This window comes from Halopseudomonas sp. SMJS2 (genome assembly GCF_029866945.1).
Lineage (GTDB): Bacteria > Pseudomonadota > Gammaproteobacteria > Pseudomonadales > Pseudomonadaceae > Halopseudomonas > Halopseudomonas bauzanensis.
In genome coordinates this window covers 1388800-1412523 of the sequence record NZ_CP123445.1, presented here as the reverse complement: position 1 = coordinate 1412523, position 23724 = coordinate 1388800, and the positions used below count along the sequence as shown (strand labels likewise).

Here is a 23724-nt window from a genome sequence, read left to right as displayed (position 1 = left end):
AACGGACTCCGCACTCCGACCGCCCGACGCTTCCCCCGGCTCGGAATCTGCGGGAAATCACATAACGACGCAATTGGAATGTACTCAATATGTTGAACAACCAAGACGGCATCATCCGCTCCAATGAACCTGTACTCGCAGTAATTCAGCGCTGGCTGGATCTGGGGGTCATTTGTGTGGCCCTCTTGTTGGTGATGATGTGGCGGGACATTCCCGGATCGCCTCAGCATATGCTCAGTCTGCTGGTCACGCTTTTTCTGTTCTATCTGCTCAACGATGTCAGCCAGTTGTACGGATCCTGGCGGGGTGAGCAGACCTTCCGTGAGCATCGGCGCGTGGCAGGAAACTGGGGCGCGGCTTTTGTCGGCATGTTCATCATTGATTATTTCCTGCTGCACAATGATCTGCTCACCGACCGCGACCGACTCTACTGGTTCGCTGCAGGGTTACTCATCCTCAGTGGCTATCGCATCGCCCTGCGCCAGACGATGCGCACCTTGCGCGCAAATGGTTACAACACCCGTACGGTCGCCATCGTGGGTGCGGGCTCGCTGGGCCGGCGGCTTGCCAGCAATATCGTTGACAATCCCTGGATGGGGCTTGATCTGCTCGGGTTCTATGATGATGAGGCCAGTGATGCGATCTACCTGCACAGAATACAGGGCTTCGTGCCTGTACGCGGCGATCACCAGGCGCTCATCGACGGTGCGCGCGCGGGTTACATCGACAAGGTTTACATCACCTTGCCGATGGGGGCGGAAGAACGCATCAAATGGCTGCTTGATCAGCTCAGCGACAGCACCGCATCGGTCTACCTGATCCCGAATGTGTTTATCGTCGATCTGCTGCATGCGCGCAGCGAATCCATCAACGGTCTGCCCAGCATCAGCATCTTCGACTCACCGATGGATGGCGCCAGCCGACTGGTCAAACGCATTGAGGACATTGTTCTGTCGCTGATCATCCTGGCGCTTATTGCCGTACCCATGTTGATCATCGCCTTGGGGGTGCGCCTCACCTCCCGGGGCCCAGCGCTGTTCCGGCAGAAACGCTACGGCATGGATGGCAGACCGATCGAGGTCTGGAAATTCCGCAGCATGACCGTGATGGAAAATGGTGACACCGTTACCCAAGCCAAGCGCAACGACGCCCGCATCACCCCATTCGGGGCATTCTTGCGGCGCACCTCCCTCGACGAACTTCCCCAGTTCCTCAATGTGCTGCGCGGCGACATGTCCATTGTCGGTCCCCGCCCCCACGCGATTGCCCACAACGAGGAATATCGCAAGCTCATCAGCGGTTATATGCTGCGCCACAAGGTCAAACCGGGTATCACCGGCTGGGCTCAGATAAACGGCTGGCGTGGCGAAACTGACACCCTCGACAAAATGCAGAAACGCATCGAATACGACCTCAACTACATTCGCCGCTGGTCCCTCTGGCTCGATCTCAAAATCGTGTTTCTTACCGTATTCAAGGGATTCCTGAACAAGAATGCCTATTAACCTCAGCTCCTCCCCTATACCCTTTGTTTCAAAGCATCTTTCCCTTTAGCCACATACGCCCCCATCTCGTCATCCGGCACCATACTGCCACCGGTGGCCCAAGCCAGGTGGGTAGCGTTCTTCAGCCGATCAGGTGTCAGCTGGAGACGTTGCCGATAGGCTTCGTTTTCGGCGGCAAGCACACGCGCCACACCCGGGACCCCGGCCAGTGCGGAAGGCTCCAGCAGGACGTTCTCCAGTTGCTCCAGCAACGCGAGCAAGGCATAAAGCTCTTCGTCCCGGATCGTGTAATAGCCGTCAATGAGCCGCTGCATCGCCTTTCCGACGAAGCCGGACGGCCGCCCTACGGCCAGACCATCAGCGGCAGTGACGTTGTCGATGCCGAAATCCTGCACCGCAACTTCATCATGCAAGCCGGTATATACGCCCAGCAGCATGCAGGGCGAGTGTGTGGGTTCGGCGAAGATACAGTGAACGGCATCACCGAACATCAGCTTCAAACCGAAAGCTACCCCACCCGGTCCTCCACCAACGCCACAGGGTAGATAGACAAACAGCGGGTGGTCAGCATCCACCACTACACCCGCTTCCTCCAGTTGGGGTTTCAGCCGCACTGCGGCGACAGCATAGCCAAGAAACAGGCTGGTGGAATTCTCATCATCAATGAAATGGCAACCTGGATCTGCGTCAGCCTGCTTTCTGCCTTCTGCCACAGCGACGCTGAAATCCGCCTCATACTCCACCACCGTCACGCCGTGGCCACGCAGCTTCTCCTTCTTCCATTCCCGTGCGTCAGCCGACATATGCACGGTCACGTCAAACCCCAGGGTCGCGCTCATGATGCCGATCGATAATCCCAGATTCCCGGTGGAGCCTACCGCGATACGGTGCTGGCGGAAGAATGACCGAAAAGCATCGCTATCGAGCCTTGCGTAGTTATCATCAAGGCTCAGTAGCCCTGCGTTCAGTGCCAGGTCCTCGGCATGCTTGAGCACTTCATATATTCCACCGCGCGCCTTGATCGAGCCGGAGATAGGCAGATGGCTGTCAAGTTTCAGCCAGAGCTGGCCTGGCAGCGGCAGGCCGTAACGCTCACCAAGCGCCTCCTGCAACCGAGGTACGAGCTGGATAGGAGACTCGATGATCCCGCCTGCCTCCTCGGTCTGTGGAAATACCCGACGAATATAGGGTGCGAAGCGGGTCAATCGAGCACTCGCGCCCTGCACGTCTTCCCAAGTAAGCCCCACATCCGGTAATGCGATGTCCGCCGGTTGGACGGCCGGATTGAACCATGCCGTTTCCTTCAATGCCACGAGGTCCTGAACCAGCGGGTGGCCTTGCAACCAGTGGTCAATTGAAATGCCGGTGCTCATATTGGTTCCTCATTCGGTGGGTAATAGTCTCTCCGTATCGCATGAAGTGTATCAGCCGACGAGGCGTCCTGCGGATGCCAGTCGTAACGAGCGCCCCCAGACCGGCTGCGAGCACAAAAAAGGGGCATCCGAAGATGCCCCTTAAACCCAAACGTCCAGCGAACTTACTAATTAGCGCACGCCGGAAGCCCTCAACGCAGCCGGTGTGAACTGGTTGTAGGTCGGAGGCGTACCGCCATACTGCGGGGCAGAGTTTTCTTCGGTGTACATGCCCAGGGCGATATAGCGACCGGCCAGCAGATCGTACAGAGTTTCCAGGGTGTAACCCGGGATCTTGTGCTTGTAGTTGAAGGCAATATGACCCTCACCTACGCGCCACAAAGTGCCACGACCGTCGTAGTGGTCCGCCAGGCCGATCTGCCAGGAGTCCTCGTCAACGAAGAAGTTACGCTGCGCATAGATATGCCGCTGACCCTGCTTCACGTCACCCTGAACTTCCCATACGCGGTGCAACTCGAACCGCGTATGCTCCGGATTCACGTGACCGGCCTTCAATACATCACTGTATTTCAGATCGGGATCGGACAGCCTGCCGGAGTTATACGGCAAGTAGATTTCCTTCTTGCCGACTAGCTTCCAGTTGTAGCGATCAGGCGCACCGTTGTACATGGAGAAGTTATCCGATGTACGCATACCGTCCGATGCAGTACCCGGGCCGTCGTAGGCCACCTGCGGCGCACGGCGCACACGGCGTTGACCGGCGTTGTATACCCAAGCCATACGTGGCTCTTTCAGCTGATCGAGACTATCGTGTACCAGCAGCACGTTACCGGCGAGTCGTGCCGGCGCATTCACCCGCTGCTTGAAGAACAGCAAAGTGTTAGGCATGGACGTCGCGTCGATATCGGGCATCAGGTTTGGATAGCCGACTTCTTCTTCCAGCTTGATCAGTGTGTAAGAACCATTGGTCTGCGGCATGGCCTGCATGTACCAGCGATGCACGTTGAGACGGTAGCGCGTCATGTGGTTCCAGATGACTTCGGCGCCCGACTTGGGAACCGGGAATACGAAGGAAGCACCGGGAGTGACGTTCTCGACACCATCTCCACCGTTGACCAGCTTGGCCTGGCCGGCAGTCCGCTTGACCTGATCATAGAGCTCTTGCGGATAGCCAATGCTACGGTGAGTCTGATAAACCGGCATACGGAAAGTTTCTGGATAGCGCTCGAACATTGCTACCTGGCCCGGCGTCAGATTCTCCTTATATTGCTGGTAGTTCTGCGCAGTAATTACAAACTCAGGCTGTTCGCTCTTGTACGGGTTCTCCAGAAAATTGTTAGCTAAGTCCTGTCCCGCATTGGTAGGCAAACCGCCAGTCCACTCGGGAATGGTACCTGCCGCATTACCAGCCTTCTCCGCCCCGATGGGCGTCAAAGTGGTACCCAATTGATCGATTTCAGACTGGGTAAGGCTTTGTGCCGCAATGCTGGTGGCAATCAAGCTGAGGGCCAGACCGCAGGCACCGATTATTGTTTTCTGCATATGCATTTTTTTCTCCTAGCCTGCTTAGAAACTTACGCCGAAGCTGACAGCGGCAAAATCGCGATCAACCAAGGTGTTGTACTTGCCATCAAAGAAGTTGGTGTAGCTGAGACTGGCGTTGTACTTGTTGGCGTAGTCGGCATTCACCCCAACGCTGATCGATTTGGCATTCTCGACGAAGTTAGGGCTGTAACCTTCAACGTCATGTGACCAGGCGATGTTCGGAGTCAAGTTGATACCAGCAATTACGTTGCTGTAATCCAGAGACGCGCGCAGACGATAGCCCCAGGAGAAGTCGGTGAAGAAGCCGTCGTTTTCACACCAGCTGGCTGCATGAGGAGACTCCCCCGCTGCACCTGAATTGGATGAGCATGTGCCGTCAGCGTATGGACTTTGACCAAAGAGAGAGTCGCGACCAAACTTGGTCTCTCCATTACCATTGCCAATGCTACTGATATGGTTGGCACCGACTTCACCGATCAAAGCCAAGCGGCTCGCCCCCAGAACACGGTCAACAAAATGGACCGCGCTCATGGACGCTTGCCAGAACCCCTTGCGCTCATAGCCCTGGATGTAATCGCCAGGGGCAAGCTCTCCCTCCAAACCGCGATGAGTATTGTCAGGAACTCCGGCCGCGGCCAGCAACGCCGTACGACTCAAGTCACCCGAGCTGATCTGAAGCGGCATGTTAGGTCGATAGCTCAATTCACCGGCCACGGATACACCGCCGACATCGGTCCCGAAGCTGACGCCATACAAGCGGATATCTTCAGGGTGCTCAAAGAAGTAACCCGCCGCCCCAACACTGCCGTCGTAGCCGATTGTTGGCGGACCGCCAACTGCTGCCGTACCCGCAATGTTCGAGTAGATCGGAGCGCGGCTATGATAATTCATTGCGTAAAAACCAAACTCGGTGTTGTTCAGTTCTGGTACGAACCAGCGGAACGCCACCCCAAACTGCCCGCTGTCACTGGCATCCCTGTCCTTCTGGCTTCGCGCAATAAAAGTTCCGGGAGGCTGAGTGCCCTGAGGAAGATCAAGCCCGGCAAAGACCAGACGATCATTACATCCACGCCCTACCACATCCGAGCCAGCGAAGAACGTACCGCAGTTATCAGCAATGGTCCCATGCCACTTCAGCTGATAAAACGCCTCCATCGTCAGGTTTTCAGTCAAACCTTGTGACAGATACAACATCTCAACCGGCAGCAGGCCTTCCTTCAACTCCGCCCCCGGGCGGCGGAAGGCGGATGCATCGATTGGGTTGATGGAGTTGATACCGTTCTGGATGAAGACGCCCTCACCCCAGCTGACTACCTGGCGACCGAGGCGAACGTTGCCGGGGTTATTGCCAATGGCGTAGTTGTGATAGACGAACGCATCCAGCAATTGAATACCGGCACCCTTTTGCAGGGGATGACGACCTGAGTCATCGATATCATAGAAGTCCTGGCTGCCGTCTTTGGTTTCGAAATCGTACCAGTAGTTGCCCCGGATGAAGGCGCCGGAGTTACCGTAGCGCAGTTCCAGATCGTGGGAGCCTTTGAAAATCTTGGAAAACACGTCCCCCTTCTCATAATTCAGACGTCCGTCGTCCGATGTCCGTGCTGCAGCCTCACCACCCTGGTTTACGCCATTAATTTCGGTAAGCGTATGGATGAAGCGCTTGTCCGGATCGGACATCGACATGCTGGCCCCGATGGAAAGCTGTGAGTCAAACTGCGCTTCCACCTCACCGATATTGAAAGTGACTGCATTTGCCGAGCCTGTAACACTTGCGAGCCCGATTGCCAGGGGCAATGCGGCCAACGCCCAAGCATGCTTTGTTTTTGTCATTGTGCTGCTCCGTTAGATTGGATCCATACCAACAGGCCTTCGCAGGGCCCGAGGGTCGGTATCAAGTCTGTCACGGCCCGCTGGGCGGATTTGTCTGATTCGGACCAATACCTTGGCCCAACGGGACATTCACCGGATGAATGTGATCAATTTACAGAACGGAATGGTCTGTTGTGTTTTTTTGCACAATCGATGGTATTGCTCTATGTTATGTCTCAACGATAGAAATCGTTACAAAATAAAAACAACAAAGAGAATCGGGCATGAACCAGATCCATCCTCCCCTTCCCTGTGCACGACTGCAGGAACGAGCATTGTGGGCGAAAGGTATTGTCCAGGCATTAGTCCCCTACGGCAGACAGGCACGTGAGCTGCCGGAGGATCTCCGTCAATACAACGCACCAGATGACATGAGCCTGGCTCATATCAGCCAGACCGACATGAACCGGCTATGGCATGCCGCCGCCACCCTCAGCCGAGATGATTGCTTCGCCCTGCGTATGGGGCAAGCGTTCTCCAGTCCCACCTCCCAATTGCTGGCCCTTGCCAGTCGCTCCAGTGAGACGGCCAGCGCGGCTGTGCAGCGCCTGGTGCGTTTTATTCAAGTGTTCAGCACGCAGGTGCAGCTGTATTCGGTGGAAGATGAGTATCATCTGACTGTGTATTTTGAACCCAAGGGAGCTGCGCACCCGTTGCAGTTAGAGGCGCTGGTGTCGCGCTGCGTGGCAACCTGGAGAGAATTGGACACCGGGAACCTGCCGCTGATCATGGAGGTGCGTTTGGGCGATGAGATGGATAAGCGACGCGACGAATGTGAACACATCCTCGGCACCCGAGTCCGCCTGGGATGCAAGCGAATCGCTGTGCGCCTCAACCGTCGCGCTCTGCAGGTACCACTGCCGAGCCGCGATGCTTTTCTGCTGAAACGCCTGGATGCGTCTCTGGCGGACATGGTCGAAGACCTGCCCAATGTGGATTTCGCCGAGCAGGTAAAACAGCGCATCCGGGTCCTGCTGTCTGAACGGGAGGTATCCGAAGATCTGGTGGCCACGCCCTTCAACGTCAGCCCGCGACATCTGCGCCGCAAGCTCAGTGAGTCCTGCACAACTTATGAGAAGCTGCTGGATGAGGTGCGCATGGAGTTGGCTATCAAGTTGATCCAGGAACACCGCCTCAATCTCGGGCGCATTGCCTTCGAACTCGGCTTTCTCGATCCCAGCAGTTTCACCCGTGCCTTCCGCCGCTGGACCGGCATGAGTCCAACCGCCTTCCGCGAGCAGGGCCTTGGCAAATCCGAAAGCTCGGTACTTGTGTAAAAAAGAGGGCCCCACAGGGCCCTCAAGCCAGATCGCTGCTGCGATCGTCCAATGCTTCAGAAACTCACACCGAAACTCAACGCGGCAAAGTCCCGGTCTGTCATTACGTTATATTTGCCATCGAAGAAGTTGGTATAGCTGATGCTTGCCTGATAGCGGTTCGCGTAATCGGCATTCAAGCCGATGCTCACCGACTTGGCGTCCTCGATGAAGTTGGGCCCATAGCCGTTCACATCGTGGGACCAGGCGATGTTCGGGCTCAGGTTGATACCAGCGATAACATTGCTGTAATCCAGTCCTGCCCGCACACGATAGCCCCAAGAAGAGCGCGTCACATAGCCTTCATTCTCACACCAACGGGCATTCTCCGGACGCTGGCCGTAGCATATGCCATCGATGGCCGGGCCCTGCCCGAACAACGGATCACGGCCATAGCGAGTACTGCCTGGCCCGCTCTCCAGCCCACCGATGTAGTTGAAGCCCACTTCACCTGCCAGACTCAGGCGATTGGCGCCTAGTACCCGGTCGATCAGATGCACGACCGATACCTGCGCCTGCCACAGCTCCTTGCGACGGTAGCCATTGATTTCATCCAACGGCTGCAATGTCACTACCTCACCGTTATATACCGGCGTAGGGTAGAGATAACCAAGCACCCCGGCGGGGATGGCGGTCAAGCTCAGGTCGGAGGTATTGATCTGCAGATTGTAATTGGGCCGGTAGCTGATTTCCCCGGCTACCGTCGAGCCAGCGACGCTGGTCTGAAAGCTCAGCCCATACAGCTGGATATCTTCCGGATACTCCAGAAAGTAGCCCGCCGGCCCGCTGACACCGTTGATCCCCGGCACTCCCGGTATCACGATGTCGTGCCCCCTGACCACTGAGAACGCCGGTACCCGGCTGTGGTAATTCATGGCGTATAGCCCAAACTCGGTGTTATGCAGTTCGGGTACGAACCAGCGCAGGGCAACACCATACTGACCACTGTCGCTCGCCTCGCGGTCCTTGTCATAGCGAACGTTGTAGTCCGTGGTCAGGTTGGTTGGCGGATACAGGATCGACGGCATACTACCCTGCGGATTGTCCACCCCAACGCCAAGCCGGTCGTTACAGCCCTTGGCCAGGGTATCGCTGGTGGAGAAAAAGGTGCCGCAGTTGTCCACCACGCTCGGCGCCCATTTCAACTGATAGAAGAGCTCCATCGTCAGGTTCTGCGTCAAACCCTGGGAAAGGTAAAGCATCTCGACCGGAATCAACCCCTCCTTGACTTCCGCACCCGGCCGGCGGAAGGCGGACACGTCGATCGGGTTGATGGTATTGAGTGAGTTGCCAATAAACAGGCTCTCTCCCCAGCTCACAACCTGACGACCGAGCCGGATGTTTCCGGGATTATTGCCGATGAAATAGTTGTGGTACACAAAGGCGTCCATCAGCGCGATGCCAGAGCCCTTCTGCAGCGGATCGCGACCACGGTCACTAATATCGTAGAAGCGCTGGCCGCCGTCCTTGGTCTCGAAGTCGTACCAGTATTTGCCGCGGAAGAAGGCACCCGAATCGCCGTAACGCAATTCCAGATCGTGGGAACCCTTGAAGATCTTCGAGAAGGCATCGCCCTTGTCGAAGTTCAAGCGTCCATCGTCGGTGGTTTTGGCCGCCGCTCTGCCGCCGTTGTACGGATCAATGAAATCCGCATCAGGGTTGGCAGTAGCCCAACTGGCACCGATGGACAACTCGCTGTCGAATTGCCCATCCAGATTCCCCCAGGTAAAAGACGCGGCCTGGGCCAATGGTGTGAAAGCAAGGCCGATTGCCAGAGGCAGGAGCGCCAGCGGCCGTGGATTGTCTATTTTTGTCATTGTTCTAATCCCTTGTGTTGATCCACAGGCTCCAACAGGAGTCAATTAGAGACTAGCACCACATGAATGAACATTCATTTTATTTTTTGTCTATGGATCGCAGAAACCAAAAACCGGAGCATGAAGCTCCGGTTTTTAAGAACACGCCGCTGATAGCCCTTCAGCTACCCAGTTTCAAATGTTGTTCATACAGCAGATCAACAATACCGTTACTCGGTGCATAGCCCTGTACTGTGGATAGCAGTGTTTCGCGCACCAGGTTGTAATTGTCATCCCGTACCGCCTGGCGCAGGGTATCGAGAATCGGCAGCAACTGGTTCCACGGTATGTAGATCTCATTGGCCCGGTGGATCTTGCTGTGTGCGGTCGCCTCCGGGTTGTCGCCGATCAGCAGTTCCTCATACAGCTTCTCACCCGGCCGCAGTCCGCTGAAGGTCACCGCGATATCGCCCGAAGGATTGATCTCATCGCGCACTGTCAGGCCCGACAGCATGATCATCTTGCGCGCCAGATCGACAATGGTCACCGGCTCGCCCATATCCAGCACGAACACATCACCACCCTGCCCCATGGCACCCGCCTGGATTACCAACTGCGCGGCTTCGGGAATGGTCATGAAGTAACGGGTGATATCCGGGTGGGTCACGGTCACCGGGCCGCCACGGCGGATCTGCTCGCGAAAGCGCGGAATCACCGAGCCGGACGAACCCAGCACGTTACCGAACCGAACCATGGTGAAGCGTGTACGGTTCACCTGACTGACCTGCGCCTCCTCGCCCCACAGGCGCGGTGCCTGCTCGGCACTCAGCGCCTGCAATACCAGCTCCGCCAGACGCTTGGTGGAGCCCATCACGTTGGTCGGGCGTACGGCCTTGTCAGTGGAGATGAGGACGAAGTTTTCCACCCGGCACTTGATCGCCGCCTGCGCGGTATTCAGAGTGCCGAACACGTTGTTCATGATGCCTTCGGCAATATTGTGCTCCACCATCGGCACATGCTTGTAGGCTGCGGCGTGGTAGATGGTATTGATCTTCCAGGCACCGATCACATCCTGCAGCCGACTGAAGTTGCGGATCGACCCCATGATCGGCACCAGCTGGATGTCCAGCTTGCGGCTGCGAATCCAACCCTCCAGCTCGCCATGGATCGCATACAGCGCATATTCGCTGTGCTCGAACAACACCAGGGTGGTTGGCTCGGACTGAACAATCTGGCGGCACAGCTCGCTACCGATCGAGCCACCCGCGCCAGTGACCATCACCGCCTGACCCTTGATGCAACGCTGGAACAGCGATGGGTCCGGCGGCACTGGATCGCGCCCCAGCAGATCGGCGATGTCCACCTCCTGCAGGTCATCCACTTTCACCTTGCCGCAGGCCAGGTCCATGATCCCCGGTATGGTACGCACATGCAGACCATGGCCCTGCAGCTTGGCCAGAATCTCCTGGCGCCGCGACCGGGTCGCCGACGGCAGAGCCAGCAGCATTTCCGCCGCGCCGGTTGCGGTGATCATGCTGCCTACCTCTTCTCCGGAATACACCGGCAGGCCAGCAATAGTCCGGCCGACCAGCTTGGGATCGTCATCCACGAAAGCCACCGCCTTGTACATCCGCCCCACCTTCAGCGAGGCCAGCAACTGAGTACCCGCAGCACCTGCGCCATAAATGGCCACCGGCTGCCCAGCTATCTCGCCATCGCGGGAGCGGATGCTTGGCAGACCAGCGGTCAGCCAATCCCCCATGAAGTATTCCCGAGCCAACAGACGCAACCCACCGATGAAGATCAGGCTCAGTGCCCAATAGGAGAAATACACTGAACGGGGGAACAGCACATTCCAACCCAGGTCCTTGGCCACCAGCAGGGTGAAAGCAAACGCCAGGAAGCCCAGGGTGACCGCCTTGGCGATGCAATAAAGCGCAACGTTACCGAAATGCCGCATGACGGCGCGATACATGCCCATGCGTACATAGAGTGGCAAGGCCAGCAGCGGCGCAAGCACGAATAGCAATCCTTGGCCATTCTCCGGCCAGAGCCAACCCTCATCGCCCAGCCGCAGAAACAGCGCCAGCCAGAGGGCCAGTGACAACAGAAGCACATCAGCCACGATCTGAATGGAGCGTTTCTGGTTATGGTTGAGTTCAATCAGTCGTTCTTTCAACACAGGAGAAGGCCTCTGTTTTTGGGAAGCAGTACGCCGGGCGCGACCGCACGGCGCAACCTGACACAGATGCGACAGCTAATGTAACAGAATGTTCCGATCAATTAACGGTAGCCATTTGGGTTGGCTGACTGCCAACGCCAGGCATCGACGCACATCGCTTCGAGATCCAGGCCCGCGCGCCAGCCAAGTTCCCGCTCGGCCAGCATGGGATCGGCGTAACAGCTGGCGACATCCCCAGGACGACGATCAGTCAGGGCATAAGGCAGTTCGCGACCGCAGGCACGCTCGAACGCATGCAACATATCCAATACCGAATAACCCATGCCCGTACCAAGGTTGAAAGCCTGGATGCCCCGTCCGCGCTCCAGCCACTGCAGCGCCTTGACATGCCCCTCGGCCAGGTCCATGACGTGGATGTAATCGCGAACCCCGGTGCCATCGTGGGTCGGATAGTCACTACCGTAGACACTCAACCGCTCGCGCCTACCGACCGCCACCTGGGCGATATAGGGCATCAGGTTGTTGGGGATGTCCGCCGGGTCCTCGCCGATACGGCCACTGATGTGAGCGCCTACGGGATTGAAATAGCGCAGCAATGCGACGTTCCAGCTGTCATCTGACACATGCAGGTCACGCAGCATTTCTTCGATCATGAGTTTGGAGCGACCATAGGGGTTGGTCGCACTGGTTGGAAAGTCCTCGCGGATCGGCAGGGTAGCCGGATCGCCATAGACAGTGGCAGAGGAGCTGAACACCATGTTCTTCACCCCGGCACGCTGCATGGCCTGGCACAGCACCACAGTGCCGCTGACGTTGTTGTGGTAGTAGCGTAGCGGCTGCGCCACCGATTCGCCCACCGCCTTCAGGCCGGCAAAGTGGATTACCGCATCGATGGCGTGGTCTTGAAACAATTGATCAAGCAATGCTGCGTCGTTGATGTCACCTTCAACCAGAGTCACCGCGTGGCCGACGATATCCTCGACCCGCCGCACCGCTTCACGGCAGCTGTTGCTGAAATTGTCCAGCACCACGACCCGGTATCCCGACTCCAGCAATCTGATGCAAGTGTGCGAGCCGATATAGCCTGCCCCACCTGTCACCAAAATGGACTTGCTCATGCATTGTTTCCTTGATCAATTGCGCGTATGGCTTTCAGCAACTTATCCGTTTCGCGTTGCATCAGGATTTCATCGCCGCGGCTTTCCACGTTCAGGCGAATAACCGGCTCCGTATTCGAGGCCCGCAGATTGAAGCGCCAGTCCGCGAAACAGACACTCAGGCCGTCAGTGTAATCGATGTCCAGCGCACCGGGCGCGTACCGTGCCTCCATCGCCTTGAGCATCGCCGGGGCATCACTGACTGTCAGATTGATTTCCCCAGAAGACGGATAGGCTGCAATGCGCTCGCCTACCAGCTCAGAAAGCGGCTTGCCCTTGCGACAAACCAGTTCCGCCACCAGCAGCCAGGGAATCATGCCACTGTCGCAATAGGCGAAGTCACGGAAATAGTGATGCGCACTCATCTCCCCGCCGTAGGCCGCATCCTCGGCGCGCATGCGCTCCTTGATGAAGGCGTGCCCGGCCTTGGTTTGCACCGCCGCTCCGCCATTCTGTTCGACCTGCTCCACGGTATTCCAGATCAGACGCGGATCATGAATGATGCGTGCCCCCGGCTCCTTCTGCAGAAAGGCCTCGGCCAGCAACCCGACAATGTAATAACCCTCGATAAAGCGACCCTGCTCATCGAACAGGAAACAGCGATCGAAATCGCCATCCCAGGCAATTCCCATATCGGCCCGGTATTCGAGCACCGCGTCGCGGGTCACGCCACGGTTCTCGGTCAGTAACGGGTTCGGGATACCGTTGGGGAAGCTGGCGTCGGGCTCATGACATATCTTTACCATTTCCACCGGCATGTGCAGTTCGGCAAAGGCCTTCTCCAGCGCATCCACCACCGGGCCGGCCGAGCCATTGCCGGCATTGACCACAAGACGCAGCGGCGTGAATGCCGCCGGGTCGATATAGCCGAGCAGATGCTCGATGTAATCGGCGCGAATATCGATCTGCTCGTAACCACCACGGTCCACATCGGCGACAGTTGGATCGCGGCCATCGACCAGATCGTATTCATTGGCCTCGGCAAGAGCGCGGATATCCGCCAGACCGGTATCCGCCGAGATCGGTCGCGAGCCTTCGCGTACCAGCTTGAAACCGTTGTAATCGATGGGGTTATGCGAGGCTGTCACCTCGATCCCCCCATCTACCCCCAGGTGGAACGTGGCGAAATACACTTCCTCAGTGCCGACCATACCCAGATCCAGCACATCCACGCCTTCGTCACGCAGTCCGTTGGCCAGCGCCGCCTTCAATACCGACGAGGTTTCTCGCACATCGCCACCCAGAACGACTTGTTTGGGCTTGAGCCATTGCGCGAACGCTCGGGCGATGCGGTAAGCAATGCTCTCATCCAGTTGCGAGCCCAACTGGCCGCGGATGTCATAGGCCTTGAAACAGGTGATCTCAGACATGTTGGTTCCTTTGCTTGAAAATCAGAAAATCGTCCAAACCGCTAACCCAATATCCGCCGCAGCAACCCTGCCGTCGATGAATCCACTCCCTCCAGGTCTTCTCGCTCCCCTCGAATTCGCGCCAGCGTATCCACCGCCAGCCGCTTGCCCATCTCCACGCCCCATTGATCGAAGGGGTTGATATTCCAAATCACCGACTGTACGAACACCTTGTGTTCGTACAGTGCGATCAGCGCGCCAAGACTGTAGGGAGTAAGCTCATCCAGCAGCAGCGTGGAACTCGGCTGGTTCCCGCGGTAGCGCTTGTAGCTGGGCATGCTATCGGGGTCCGGGAGCGCGGCGTCGCCCAGAGCCAGCAGACGGGACTGGGCGAGGCAGTTTGCCAACGCCAGCTCATGTTGAGCGGCAAGCTCCTCCACCGGCTGCCCCTGTGCTTCGCGGTAACGCCGAGCGGGCATGATGAAGTCACAGGTCACCGCTTCGGTGCCCTGGTGCAGCAACTGGTAGAACGCATGCTGGGCGTTGGGGCCTACGTCGCCCCAGATGATCGGGCAGGTGCTCTGCTCCACCGGCATACCGTTGCGCGTCACGCTCTTGCCATTGGATTCCATTTCCAGCTGTTCAAGATACATCGGCAGGTGTTTCAATCGCCCGTCATAGGGCAATATCGCCTGGGCATTGATGCCCAGCACATTGGTATTCCACACCCCGATCATCGCCATCAGTACCGGCAGGTTGCATTCCCAGGATGCTGTACGGAAATGCTCATCAATCAAATGCGCACCGGCGAGCATATCGCGAAAGCCATCCATGCCCACCGTCAGCGCGATCGGCAGGCCGATCGCTGACCACAGCGAGTACCGGCCGCCAACCCACTCCCATATCTGCAATTGGTTCTCTTCGCTGATGCCCCACTCGCTCATCTTCGCCACAGCTGACGAGACACCCAGGAAATGGCAGTGCAACACCCCGCTATTGCTGCCCAACGTCCGCTGCAACCACTGCCGGGCGGTTTCCGCATTGCTCAGCGTATCGATGGTGGTGAACGACTTGGAAGAAATGATGAACAGGGTGGAATGCGGATTCAGGGTTCGCAGCAGTTGCGACAATTGGCTGCCATCCATGGTCGAGGCAAAGTGTACCGTCAGCCGCGACGAGGTAGGCATCGCGCTGTCGCACAGCGCCTCACTAACCATCAAGGGGCCCAGGTCCGAGCCGCCAACACCGATATTGACCACGTCCGTCACCACCTCGCCGGTCACGCCCCGCCATTGTCCGGCGTGGAGCTTGTTGACGATGCGGTCCATACGGTGCAATTGCTCATGTACCTGAGCAGTGATGTTCTGGCCCCCGACCATGCACTTGGTCTCGGCCGGTAGTCGCAATGCCCAATGCATGGCCGGGCGTTGTTCAGTGCAGTTGACCGGGTCGCCAGCGAACAAACGCCCGATCCAGTCATCCAATTTGCTCTGTCGTGCGAGCTCGAACAGATTGGACAATGTCTGCCCCGTCAACCGCTGCTTGGAATAGTCGAATAGCAACGGCCCGCATTCACAATGCAGCTGCTTGAAGCGCTGGGGATCGCTCGCGAACAGCTGCGCCAGATGTTGTTCCTTCATGGTGTCGGCGTGGTCCGCCAGAACGCGCCAGATCATATGCTGTCTCCCGCTGCCGTAGCCATTCAACGCCGCCCGATGCCGTAGTACATAAACCCGCTGCGCTTCACGAAGCCCGGATCCCAGATGTTACGCCCATCCAATAGCAGCGGCGTCGCCATCTCAGCATGCAGCCGCGTGAAGTCGGGGCTCCAGTAGGACTTCCACTCGGTCACCAACATCAGCGCATCGGTTGCTGCCGCTGCCGCATAGGGATCATCATGCAACACCAGATCATCCCGCTCACCAGCCCATTCAGCCAGCGCCGGCAATGCTCGCGGATCATGTACATGCACCTGCACTCCCTGGGCCCACAACGCTTCGATCAGTTTCAGCGCCGGCGCATTGTCAATGCGCGCCGACTCGGGTTTGAATGCCACGCCCCAGATTGCCACCCGACGTCCTTCCAGCTGCGTGTCATAATGGCGCCAGAGCTTGCGGAACAGCGACTCCTTCTGCCGCTCGTTGATTTGCAGTACCTCTTCCAGCAGCTGCGCCTGCAGACCGCTGTGTTGCAATGTGCTGGCCAGGCTCATCACATCGCGGGAGAAGCTCAGGCCGCCGAACCCGCAACCGGGGTACAGGTAGGCTTCACCAATACGCGTATCCGCTCCCATGCCCTGGCGTACACGTTCGATATCAACGTCCAGACTGTCTGCCAGATTGGCCATATCATTCATATAGCTCAGGCGCGTCGCCAGCATGCCGTTGATCGCCAGCTTGGTGAATTCGGCCTCGCGCGGGCGCATATGCATGATGCCGTCACGTCGGCGGTTGAAGGGGCGCAGCAGCTCGGCCACCAGCCGGCTGGCCCAGGGCGTGTCGGCGCCCACCAGCCAGTGATTGGGCCGAGTGAATCCGGTCAGCGCCCCCCCCTCGGTCAACAGGTCCGGCACGCTGACTACCGCACCGAATCGCGAATCTGCACCCGGGCGGTTCAGCAGCGCGCGCTGCAAGGCTTCGGTGCTCCCCACCGGAAAAGTCGACTGGTTGACCACCAGAAATTCCGGATCGATATCCGCCGGCAGGCCTTCAACCAGACGGTGCGCAAGCCCCAGCGCGTCCGGCGATAACGCCAGCCACAAAACGGTACAACGCGCATCAGGCAACACATTAAGGGGGGCCACAGTCAGCCGACCGGTCCGCTTCTGTTCCACCATCAAAGGCGCCAGACCAGGTTCACGCAGAGTGAACTCATCACTGTCCAGGGTGTTTGCGACCGAACCGGGTGAAACATGCAGGGTCACCTGATGCCCCGTCGACGCCATCGCCGCCGCGCTCACCAGGGCGCACAGCGTATCGCCATACACTTCAAGGTTCATTTATCAGCCCTCAGCCTGATAACGTGCCAACAGCGCGCGAAAATCCGCGCCCAGTTGCGGGTGCTGCACACCATAGGCCAGTGTCGCCTCCAGGTAGCCCAGCTTGCTGCCGCAATCATAGGAGCGCCCCGCTATATGCCAGGCCTCCACGCCTTCGCTCTTCATCAGCTCGGCAATCGCATCGGTCAACTGAATCTCACCACCTGCGCCCGGCGCCGTGTTGGCCAGCAGATCAAAAATACCGGCAGGCAACACATAACGCCCGACGATCGCCAAATTCGAAGGTGCTTGCTCGCGCGGCGGCTTCTCCACCACACGGGTCATGCTGGCATGTCCGGCTGGCTGCAGATCAGCGCCGTTCAGATCGACAACCCCATACTGATGAACAAGCTCAACAGGCACCGGCTCGACCATGATCTGCGCCCGGCCGGTGTCGGCAAAACGCTGGGTCATCAACCCCAGATCGCTGACATCGCCGGCCTGTTCCACCAGCACATCCGGCAGCATCACCGCAAAAGGAGCGTCACCGACGACCGGGCGCGCGCAGTACACCGCGTGCCCCAATCCGAGGGCCCGCCCCTGGCGTACCGCCGTCACCTTCAATTGCGGTGGTGCGATATCGCGCAATACCTGCAGCAGTTCTTGCTTGCCCCGGCGTTCCAGCTCCGCCTCCAGTTCGTAGTTGACATCGAAGTGATCCTCGATGGCCTTCTTGCTGGAATGCGTCACCAACACGATTTCATTGATTCCCGCGGCCAGGGCCTCTTCCACCACATACTGGATCACCGGCTTGTCCACCACCGTGACCATTTCCTTGGGAATCGCCTTGCTGGCCGGCAAAAAGCGTGTGCCCAGCCCCGCAACCGGTAGAACTGCCTTGGTAACCATCACGGTAACTCCTGAATATCCAAAAAATGCTCCATTTAAGAAAGCGCAGCGTACAGAGAGTTCAGATGATATCTGTGCCACGGCTCCTTTTCCCACCTATAACTGAACCGTTATGGAAAAGTGGCCAGAGCGGCCCTGGACGCCGCTGCCGCTCACCCGGCAATCGGCGCGTGCGACGTGTAAAGCAGTGGCGTTTCCGGTAGCATGACGCCATCGTAACCGCCTGGAATTCACCCATGACCGATCGCCTTACCTTGATCCGGCCCGACGACTGGCATATTCACCTGCGTGACGGCGCTGCGCTGCAGCATACCGTTGCCGATGCAGCACGCCATTTCGCCCGCGCCATCATCATGCCGAACCTCGTGCCACCGGTGCGCGATGGCCAGCAGGCGGACGCTTACAAGGCGCGCATTCTGGGCGCGCGCCCGCAGGGTAACGCCTTCGAGCCGTTGATGGTGCTCTACCTGACTGACCAGACCACACCCGAGATCATTCGCCAGGCCTGGCAACAACGTCAGGCCATCGCCGCCAAGTTGTATCCCGCCGGCGCCACGACCAATTCGGACTCCGGTGTAACAGCGCTGGAGAAAATCTACCCAGCCCTGGAAGTCATGGCCGAGCTGGGCATGCCGTTGCTGGTGCACGGTGAGGTGACCCATGCCGAGGTGGATATCTTCGACCGGGAAAAGGCTTTCATCGACCAACAGCTGGTCGCGCTGACCGAACGCTTCCCAACACTGAAGGTAGTGTTCGAACACATCACCACCGCCGATGCCGTGGATTTCGTGCGCAGCGCCTCCGGTCGCGTCGGCGCCACCATCACCGCCCATCACCTGCTGTACAACCGCAACCATATGCTGGTGGGCGGTATCCGGCCGCACTTCTTCTGCCTGCCGATTCTCAAGCGTCAGCGCCATCAGCAGGCGCTGGGCGATGCAGTGCTGTCGGGCTCCAACAAGTTTTTCCTCGGTACCGACTCGGCCCCCCATGCGCGCCATGCCAAGGAAGCCGCCTGCGGCTGTGCGGGCTGCTACAGTGCCCATGCGGCAATCGAACTTTATGCCGATGCGTTCGAAGAGCTGGGTGCGCTGGATCGGCTGGAAGGGTTCGCCAGTCTGCATGGTCCGGACTTCTATGGCCTGCCGCGCAATACCGACCGTATCACCCTGGTGCGCGAGCCCTGGACCGTACCCGCGACACTGCAATTGGGTGAGCAGGAGCTGGTGCCATTGCGGGCCGGTGAAACCATCCATTGGCGGGTCGTCTGATCCCTTTTGAATTAAGGACGCTGTGTGAGCGAGTTTGACTACGACGATAACGATGCGCTGGAGGGCCCGGCCCATTCCGGTGGCCCCAAACCACCGATGGCCTACCGCTTTCGTGGCTTTCTGCCGGTGGTCGTGGATGTGGAGACCGGCGGCTTCAACTCAGCGACCGACGCCCTGCTGGAAATTGCCGCTACGCCAATCCTGATGGATGACGATGGGCAGGTGTATCCTGACCAGACGCATTTTTTCCGGATCGAGCCCTTCGAGGGCGCTAATGTCGAGCCGGCGGCGCTGGAATTCACCGGCATCAAGCTGGACCATCCGCTGCGTATGGCCGTAAGCGAAAGCCATGCCCTGACGGAAATCTTCAAGCATGTGCGCAAGGCCGTGAAATCCGCTGGTTGCAAACGGGCGGTACTGGTTGGCCATAATGCCTTCTTCGACCTCGGCTTCCTCAATGCGGCTGTCGAGCGCACCGACATCAAGCGCAACCCCTTTCATCCCTTCTCCTGCTTCGATACCGCCACCCTTGGCGGCCTTGCCTATGGTCAGACCGTACTGGCCAAGGCCTGCGCTGCGGCCGATATCGAGTTCGACGGTCGCGAAGCCCATTCGGCTCGGTACGATACCGAGAAGACCGCTGAACTGTTCTGCACCATCGTCAATCGCTGGCGCGACATGGGTGGCTGGCCACCGGTCTGAAGCGCCGCGCAGGCCGGCCAGATAATTTCGATCTGGTCGGCTACACTTTACAGCGGTATTAACAGTTGCTCTGCCAACCACGTGATACCGGCGTGCCTCTGGCATACCGGTGAGACCAAGAAGAAGGAACTATTCCCATGAAATTCAAAGCACTCCCGTATATTTTTTCTGCAGCACTGGGCTACGCCGCAGTGGCGGCCACACCCGCGGTCGCCCAGCAGAATTTCATCACCATCGGTACTGGTGGCCAAACCGGCGTCTACTATGTGGTCGGACAGTCCATGTGCCGTCTGGTCAACCGTAACACCAACGAGCATGGTATCCGCTGCAACGCACCCTCCAGTGGCGGTTCGGTCGCCAACGTCAACGCCATTCGCGGCGGTGAAATGGACATGGGCGTAGTGCAGTCCGACATCCAGTACAAGGCCTATGAAGGGATCGAGAACTTTGCCGATACCGGCGAGTTCAAGGAAATGCGCGCAGTCTTCGCCCTGCACGGGGAGCCCCTGACCATCGTCGCTCGCCGAGACGCAAACATCGAGCATGTCAAAGACCTCAAGGGCAAGCGCTTCAACGTCGGCAACCCCGGCTCCGGTCAGCGTGACACCATGGACGTGGTCATGGACGCGCTGGGCTGGACGCTTAATGATTTCGCCCTGGCCTCCCAGCTGTCCGCTGCGGAACAGGCGGCTGCGCTGGGTGACAACAACATCGACGCCATGGTCTATGTGGCTGGCCACCCCAACGGTTCAATTCAGGAAGCCACCACTACTGTGGACTCGGTCATCGTCGCGGTCAACGGCGAGGAAATCGACGGCATCATCGCCGCGCAACCCTACTATGCCAAGGCAACCATTCCCGGCGGCATGTACCGCGGCAACGACAACGATGTAGAAACCTTCGGCGTACGTGCCACCATGGTCGCTTCGACCAATGTTCCGGAAGAAACCGTATACCAGACCGTAAAGGCCGTATTCGATAACTTTGATCGGTTCAAACGCCTGCACCCCGCTTTTGCCAATCTCGATGAACAGGAAATGATCAAGGAAGGCCTGTCCATTCCGCTGCATGATGGCGCCGTGCGCTATTACAAGGAACGCGGCTGGATGTAAGCCCTGGGTCGGGCCTGCCCGAGGTAGGCCCGATCTTATCTGAAACACCCACAGGGAATAGTCAATGACCGACTCTGCCAAGCGCGAAGACCTCCTTACCGAACTGGATGACCTCGTCGCCACAAGCGACACCGGTGCGCGCAAACCCCACGGCCTGACGGGCAAGCTGTTACTCTCAGTTGCCGCCTTCTGGTCCCTCTTTCAACTCTGGATCGCCTCACCGCTCCCTTACATGGTCGGGTTTGGCGTATTCAACAGTACCGAAGCCCGCTCTATTCACCTGGCCCTGGCGGTGTTTCTCGGCTTCATGGCCTTCCCCGCACTGCGCCGCTCGCCACGAGACCGAGTGCCCCTGTCGGACTGGATCATGGCGTTGGCTGGCGCCTTCTGCGCCGCCTATATCTACCTGTTTTATGCCGCACTGGCTGGACGCCCCGGCAACCCCACAACCCTGGACGTAGCCGTCGCCATCGTCGGCCTGCTGCTGTTGTTGGAGGCCACGCGCCGCGCCCTGGGCCCTCCCCTGATGATCGTGGCCCTGGTCTTCATCGTCTACTCTCTGGCCGGCCCCTGGATGCCCGGCATGCTGGCCCACCGCGGCGTCAGCCTGACATCCCTGGCCAACCATCAATGGTTGAGCACCCAGGGGGTGTTCGGTATCGCCCTGGGCGTATCCACCAGTTTCGTCTTTCTATTCGTGCTGTTCGGCTCTCTGCTGGACAAGGCCGGTGCCGGGAACTACTTCATCAAGCTGGCGTTCTCCCTGCTGGGCCATTATCGCGGCGGTCCGGCCAAGGCTGCCGTGGCCGCCTCGGGCATGACTGGCCTGATTTCCGGCTCGTCCATTGCCAACACCGTGACCACCGGCACCTTCACCATTCCGATGATGAAACGCGTCGGCTATACCGCAGAGCAGTCCGGTGCAGTAGAAGTATCCGCGTCGGTCAACGGTCAGATCATGCCGCCGGTAATGGGTGCGGCGGCCTTCCTGATGGTTGAGTACGTCGGCATCTCCTATACGGAAGTCATCAAGCATGCCTTCCTGCCGGCGATGATTTCCTATATCGCCTTGTTCTACATCGTGCATCTGGCCGCCCTGAAAGCGGGCATGCAGGGATTACAGAGCAGTAACCCTGACCGCCCCATGCTACGCAAGGTGCTGGGGTTTCTCACCGGCCTGCTATTGATCATGGGATTGTCGGTAGCCGTCTATTACGGGCTTGGGTGGCTGAAACCCTTGTTGGGCGATTACGCCGCCTGGGTCATCGCGGCCGGTCTCGCGGCCACCTACCTTGCCTTGGTGCGAATCGGCGCCCGTTATCCGGATCTGGAGCTGGATGATCCGAACTCCCCCGTGGTGTCCATGCCGCAGACCAGACCTACGCTGATGACCGGCTTGCATTACATTCTGCCGGTGATCGTGCTGGTGTGGTGCCTGATGGTCGAGCGCCTCTCGCCCGGTCTGTCTGCATTCTGGGCCACGGTGTTCATGATCGCCATTATCATCACCCAACACCCGCTCATCGCCCTGTTTCGCAAGGAGCAGGATGTCGCCACGAAGGTCCGCCAGGGCTTTTCTGACCTCTGGGAAGGTCTGGTCGCCGGCGCGCGCAACATGATCGGCATTGGTATCGCCACCGCAACCGCAGGCATTATTGTTGGCGCCGTATCCCAAACCGGCGTCGGGCTGGTGCTGGCAGACCTGGTGGAAGTCCTGTCCATGGGCAACCTGATGCTGATGCTGATGCTGACGGCGGTGCTCAGCCTGATCCTCGGCATGGGCCTACCCACCACGGCGAACTACATCGTGGTATCGGCGCTCCTGGCCCCGGTGATCGTTACGCTGGGGCAGCAGAACGGCCTCATCGTACCGCTGATCGCGGTGCACCTGTTCGTGTTCTACTTCGGCATCATGGCGGATGTCACGCCGCCCGTCGGCCTGGCCTCCTTTGCCGCTGCAGCGATTTCCAGGGGTGACCCCATCCGTACCGGCTTCCAGGCGTTCTACTACAGCCTGCGCACCGCGGCTCTGCCCTTCCTGTTCATCTTCAATACCGACCTGCTGCTGATCGACGTGAGCTTCGTATATGGCGTGGTGATATTTGTGATTGCCACCATTGCCATGCTGATCTTTGCCGCCGCCACTCAGGGCTGGATGATCACCCGTAGCCGCCGCTACGAAAGCCTGCTGCTTCTGCTGGTGGCCTTCACCCTGTTCCGTCCCGGGTTCTGGATGGATCTGTTGCATGACCCCTACCGCTCCATTCCACCGGCGGAGATCACCCAAGCCCTGGATCGGATGGATGAAGACAGCAATCTGCGCATGCAGATCAGCGGTGTTGATGATATCGGCAACCCGACCACCTTCTATTTGCTCGTCCCGATTCCCAATGGCCTGACTGGCGAGGAAAAACTGGAGAATCTCGGTCTGACACTGATGCAGGAAGGCGACCGCACCCTGGTGGACATGGTGAGCTTTGGCAGCCTGGCGTCACAGCTCGGCTTCGATTTCGATCAGGAGATCCTCGAGGTAATGGCACCGGTTGACCGCTACCACAAGGAATGGATGTGGATTCCCGCACTGCTGATATTCGCACTGGTAGCCTGGCTGCAGTGGCGTCGTCGCCCCGCGACGCCGGCAACCACGGCGTAAGGAGC

16 protein-coding genes are annotated in these 23724 nt (G+C 58.6%); 6 read left to right on the top strand and 10 right to left on the bottom strand.

The genetic code is table 11. The features are described from left to right. Positions 1-89: 89 nt before the first annotated feature. Positions 90-1505 (top strand): undecaprenyl-phosphate glucose phosphotransferase, encoded by a 1416-nt coding sequence (locus QAO71_RS06690; protein WP_280165530.1) that lies wholly within the window; start codon positions 90-92, stop codon positions 1503-1505. 14 nt (positions 1506-1519) lie between these two features. Here QAO71_RS06690 and dsdA read toward each other — a convergent pair whose 3' ends face one another. The 3 genes from dsdA to QAO71_RS06675 form a co-directional block, all read right to left on the bottom strand. After that, a complete protein-coding gene (gene dsdA / locus QAO71_RS06685; RefSeq protein WP_074780025.1) occupies positions 1520-2878 on the bottom strand; it encodes a D-serine ammonia-lyase in 1359 nt (452 codons plus the stop codon). A gap of 171 nt (positions 2879-3049) precedes the next feature. After that, a complete protein-coding gene (locus tag QAO71_RS06680) occupies positions 3050-4420 on the bottom strand; it encodes a DUF1329 domain-containing protein (protein ID WP_036992633.1) in 1371 nt (456 codons plus the stop codon). Positions 4421-4444: 24 nt separating this feature from the next. Then, entirely contained in the window at positions 4445-6256 is a 1812-nt protein-coding gene (locus QAO71_RS06675; protein WP_036992483.1) for a DUF1302 domain-containing protein, read from the bottom strand. 263 nt (positions 6257-6519) lie between these two features. Between QAO71_RS06675 and QAO71_RS06670 the strand changes: the two genes are divergently transcribed. Next, entirely contained in the window at positions 6520-7572 is a 1053-nt protein-coding gene (locus tag QAO71_RS06670; protein ID WP_083392497.1) for an AraC family transcriptional regulator, read from the top strand. A gap of 56 nt (positions 7573-7628) precedes the next feature. Here QAO71_RS06670 and QAO71_RS06665 read toward each other — a convergent pair whose 3' ends face one another. The 7 genes from QAO71_RS06665 to galU all read right to left on the bottom strand — a co-directional run bounded on the left by QAO71_RS06665 (position 7629) and on the right by galU (position 17981). After that, positions 7629-9428, bottom strand: coding sequence for a DUF1302 domain-containing protein (locus QAO71_RS06665; protein ID WP_280165529.1), 1800 nt, complete (start codon positions 9426-9428; stop codon positions 7629-7631). Between the two features lie 160 nt (positions 9429-9588). Then, entirely contained in the window at positions 9589-11589 is a 2001-nt protein-coding gene (locus tag QAO71_RS06660; RefSeq protein ID WP_280165528.1) for a nucleoside-diphosphate sugar epimerase/dehydratase, read from the bottom strand. A 101-nt stretch (positions 11590-11690) separates the two neighbouring features. Further along, complete coding sequence (galE, locus tag QAO71_RS06655) at positions 11691-12707, bottom strand: UDP-glucose 4-epimerase GalE (RefSeq protein WP_074780038.1); 1017 nt, start codon at positions 12705-12707, stop codon at positions 11691-11693. Then, a complete protein-coding gene (locus QAO71_RS06650) occupies positions 12704-14116 on the bottom strand; it encodes a phosphomannomutase CpsG (RefSeq protein ID WP_136869821.1) in 1413 nt (470 codons plus the stop codon). Before QAO71_RS06650 ends, galE begins: the two co-directional genes overlap by 4 nt. 41 nt (positions 14117-14157) lie before the next feature. Further along, complete coding sequence (pgi, locus tag QAO71_RS06645) at positions 14158-15771, bottom strand: glucose-6-phosphate isomerase (protein WP_136869820.1); 1614 nt, start codon at positions 15769-15771, stop codon at positions 14158-14160. A 26-nt stretch (positions 15772-15797) separates the two neighbouring features. Beyond that, a complete protein-coding gene (locus tag QAO71_RS06640) occupies positions 15798-17093 on the bottom strand; it encodes a nucleotide sugar dehydrogenase (RefSeq protein WP_074780046.1) in 1296 nt (431 codons plus the stop codon). A 3-nt stretch (positions 17094-17096) separates the two neighbouring features. Then, positions 17097-17981: a UTP--glucose-1-phosphate uridylyltransferase GalU gene (gene galU, locus QAO71_RS06635; protein WP_136869819.1), complete on the bottom strand. Its 885-nt coding sequence runs from the start codon at positions 17979-17981 to the stop codon at positions 17097-17099. 236 nt (positions 17982-18217) lie between these two features. Between galU and pyrC the strand changes: the two genes are divergently transcribed. The 4 genes from pyrC (at position 18218) to QAO71_RS06615 (ending at position 23719) form a co-directional block, all read left to right on the top strand. Next, the gene (gene pyrC / locus QAO71_RS06630) at positions 18218-19252 is read left to right on the top strand and encodes a dihydroorotase (protein ID WP_074780051.1); all 1035 of its coding nucleotides are present in this window, start codon (positions 18218-18220) and stop codon (positions 19250-19252) included. Positions 19253-19276: 24 nt separating this feature from the next. Continuing rightward, positions 19277-19954, top strand: coding sequence for a ribonuclease T (gene rnt / locus QAO71_RS06625; protein ID WP_036992493.1), 678 nt, complete (start codon positions 19277-19279; stop codon positions 19952-19954). A gap of 137 nt (positions 19955-20091) precedes the next feature. Further along, positions 20092-21066 (top strand): TAXI family TRAP transporter solute-binding subunit, encoded by a 975-nt coding sequence (locus QAO71_RS06620; protein WP_036992494.1) that lies wholly within the window; start codon positions 20092-20094, stop codon positions 21064-21066. Positions 21067-21130: 64 nt separating this feature from the next. After that, entirely contained in the window at positions 21131-23719 is a 2589-nt protein-coding gene (locus tag QAO71_RS06615) for a TRAP transporter permease (protein ID WP_136869818.1), read from the top strand. The last annotated feature ends 5 nt before the right edge of the window (positions 23720-23724 follow it).

What these genes read in the sequence shown, in the direction of transcription:
- QAO71_RS06690 (WP_280165530.1), top strand. Translation starts at nt 90, where the DNA reads ATGTTGAACAACCAAGACGGCATCATCCGCTCCAATGAACCTGTACTC.
- dsdA (WP_074780025.1), bottom strand. Translation starts at nt 2,878, where the DNA reads ATGAGCACCGGCATTTCAATTGACCACTGGTTGCAAGGCCACCCGCTG.
- QAO71_RS06680 (WP_036992633.1), bottom strand. Translation starts at nt 4,420, where the DNA reads ATGCAGAAAACAATAATCGGTGCCTGCGGTCTGGCCCTCAGCTTGATT.
- QAO71_RS06675 (WP_036992483.1), bottom strand. Translation starts at nt 6,256, where the DNA reads ATGACAAAAACAAAGCATGCTTGGGCGTTGGCCGCATTGCCCCTGGCA.
- QAO71_RS06670 (WP_083392497.1), top strand. Translation starts at nt 6,520, where the DNA reads ATGAACCAGATCCATCCTCCCCTTCCCTGTGCACGACTGCAGGAACGA.
- QAO71_RS06665 (WP_280165529.1), bottom strand. Translation starts at nt 9,428, where the DNA reads ATGACAAAAATAGACAATCCACGGCCGCTGGCGCTCCTGCCTCTGGCA.
- galE (WP_074780038.1), bottom strand. Translation starts at nt 12,707, where the DNA reads ATGAGCAAGTCCATTTTGGTGACAGGTGGGGCAGGCTATATCGGCTCG.
- QAO71_RS06650 (WP_136869821.1), bottom strand. Translation starts at nt 14,116, where the DNA reads ATGTCTGAGATCACCTGTTTCAAGGCCTATGACATCCGCGGCCAGTTG.
- pgi (WP_136869820.1), bottom strand. Translation starts at nt 15,771, where the DNA reads ATGATCTGGCGCGTTCTGGCGGACCACGCCGACACCATGAAGGAACAA.
- QAO71_RS06640 (WP_074780046.1), bottom strand. Translation starts at nt 17,093, where the DNA reads ATGAACCTTGAAGTGTATGGCGATACGCTGTGCGCCCTGGTGAGCGCG.
- galU (WP_136869819.1), bottom strand. Translation starts at nt 17,981, where the DNA reads ATGGTTACCAAGGCAGTTCTACCGGTTGCGGGGCTGGGCACACGCTTT.
- pyrC (WP_074780051.1), top strand. Translation starts at nt 18,218, where the DNA reads ATGACCGATCGCCTTACCTTGATCCGGCCCGACGACTGGCATATTCAC.
- QAO71_RS06620 (WP_036992494.1), top strand. Translation starts at nt 20,092, where the DNA reads ATGAAATTCAAAGCACTCCCGTATATTTTTTCTGCAGCACTGGGCTAC.
- QAO71_RS06615 (WP_136869818.1), top strand. Translation starts at nt 21,131, where the DNA reads ATGACCGACTCTGCCAAGCGCGAAGACCTCCTTACCGAACTGGATGAC.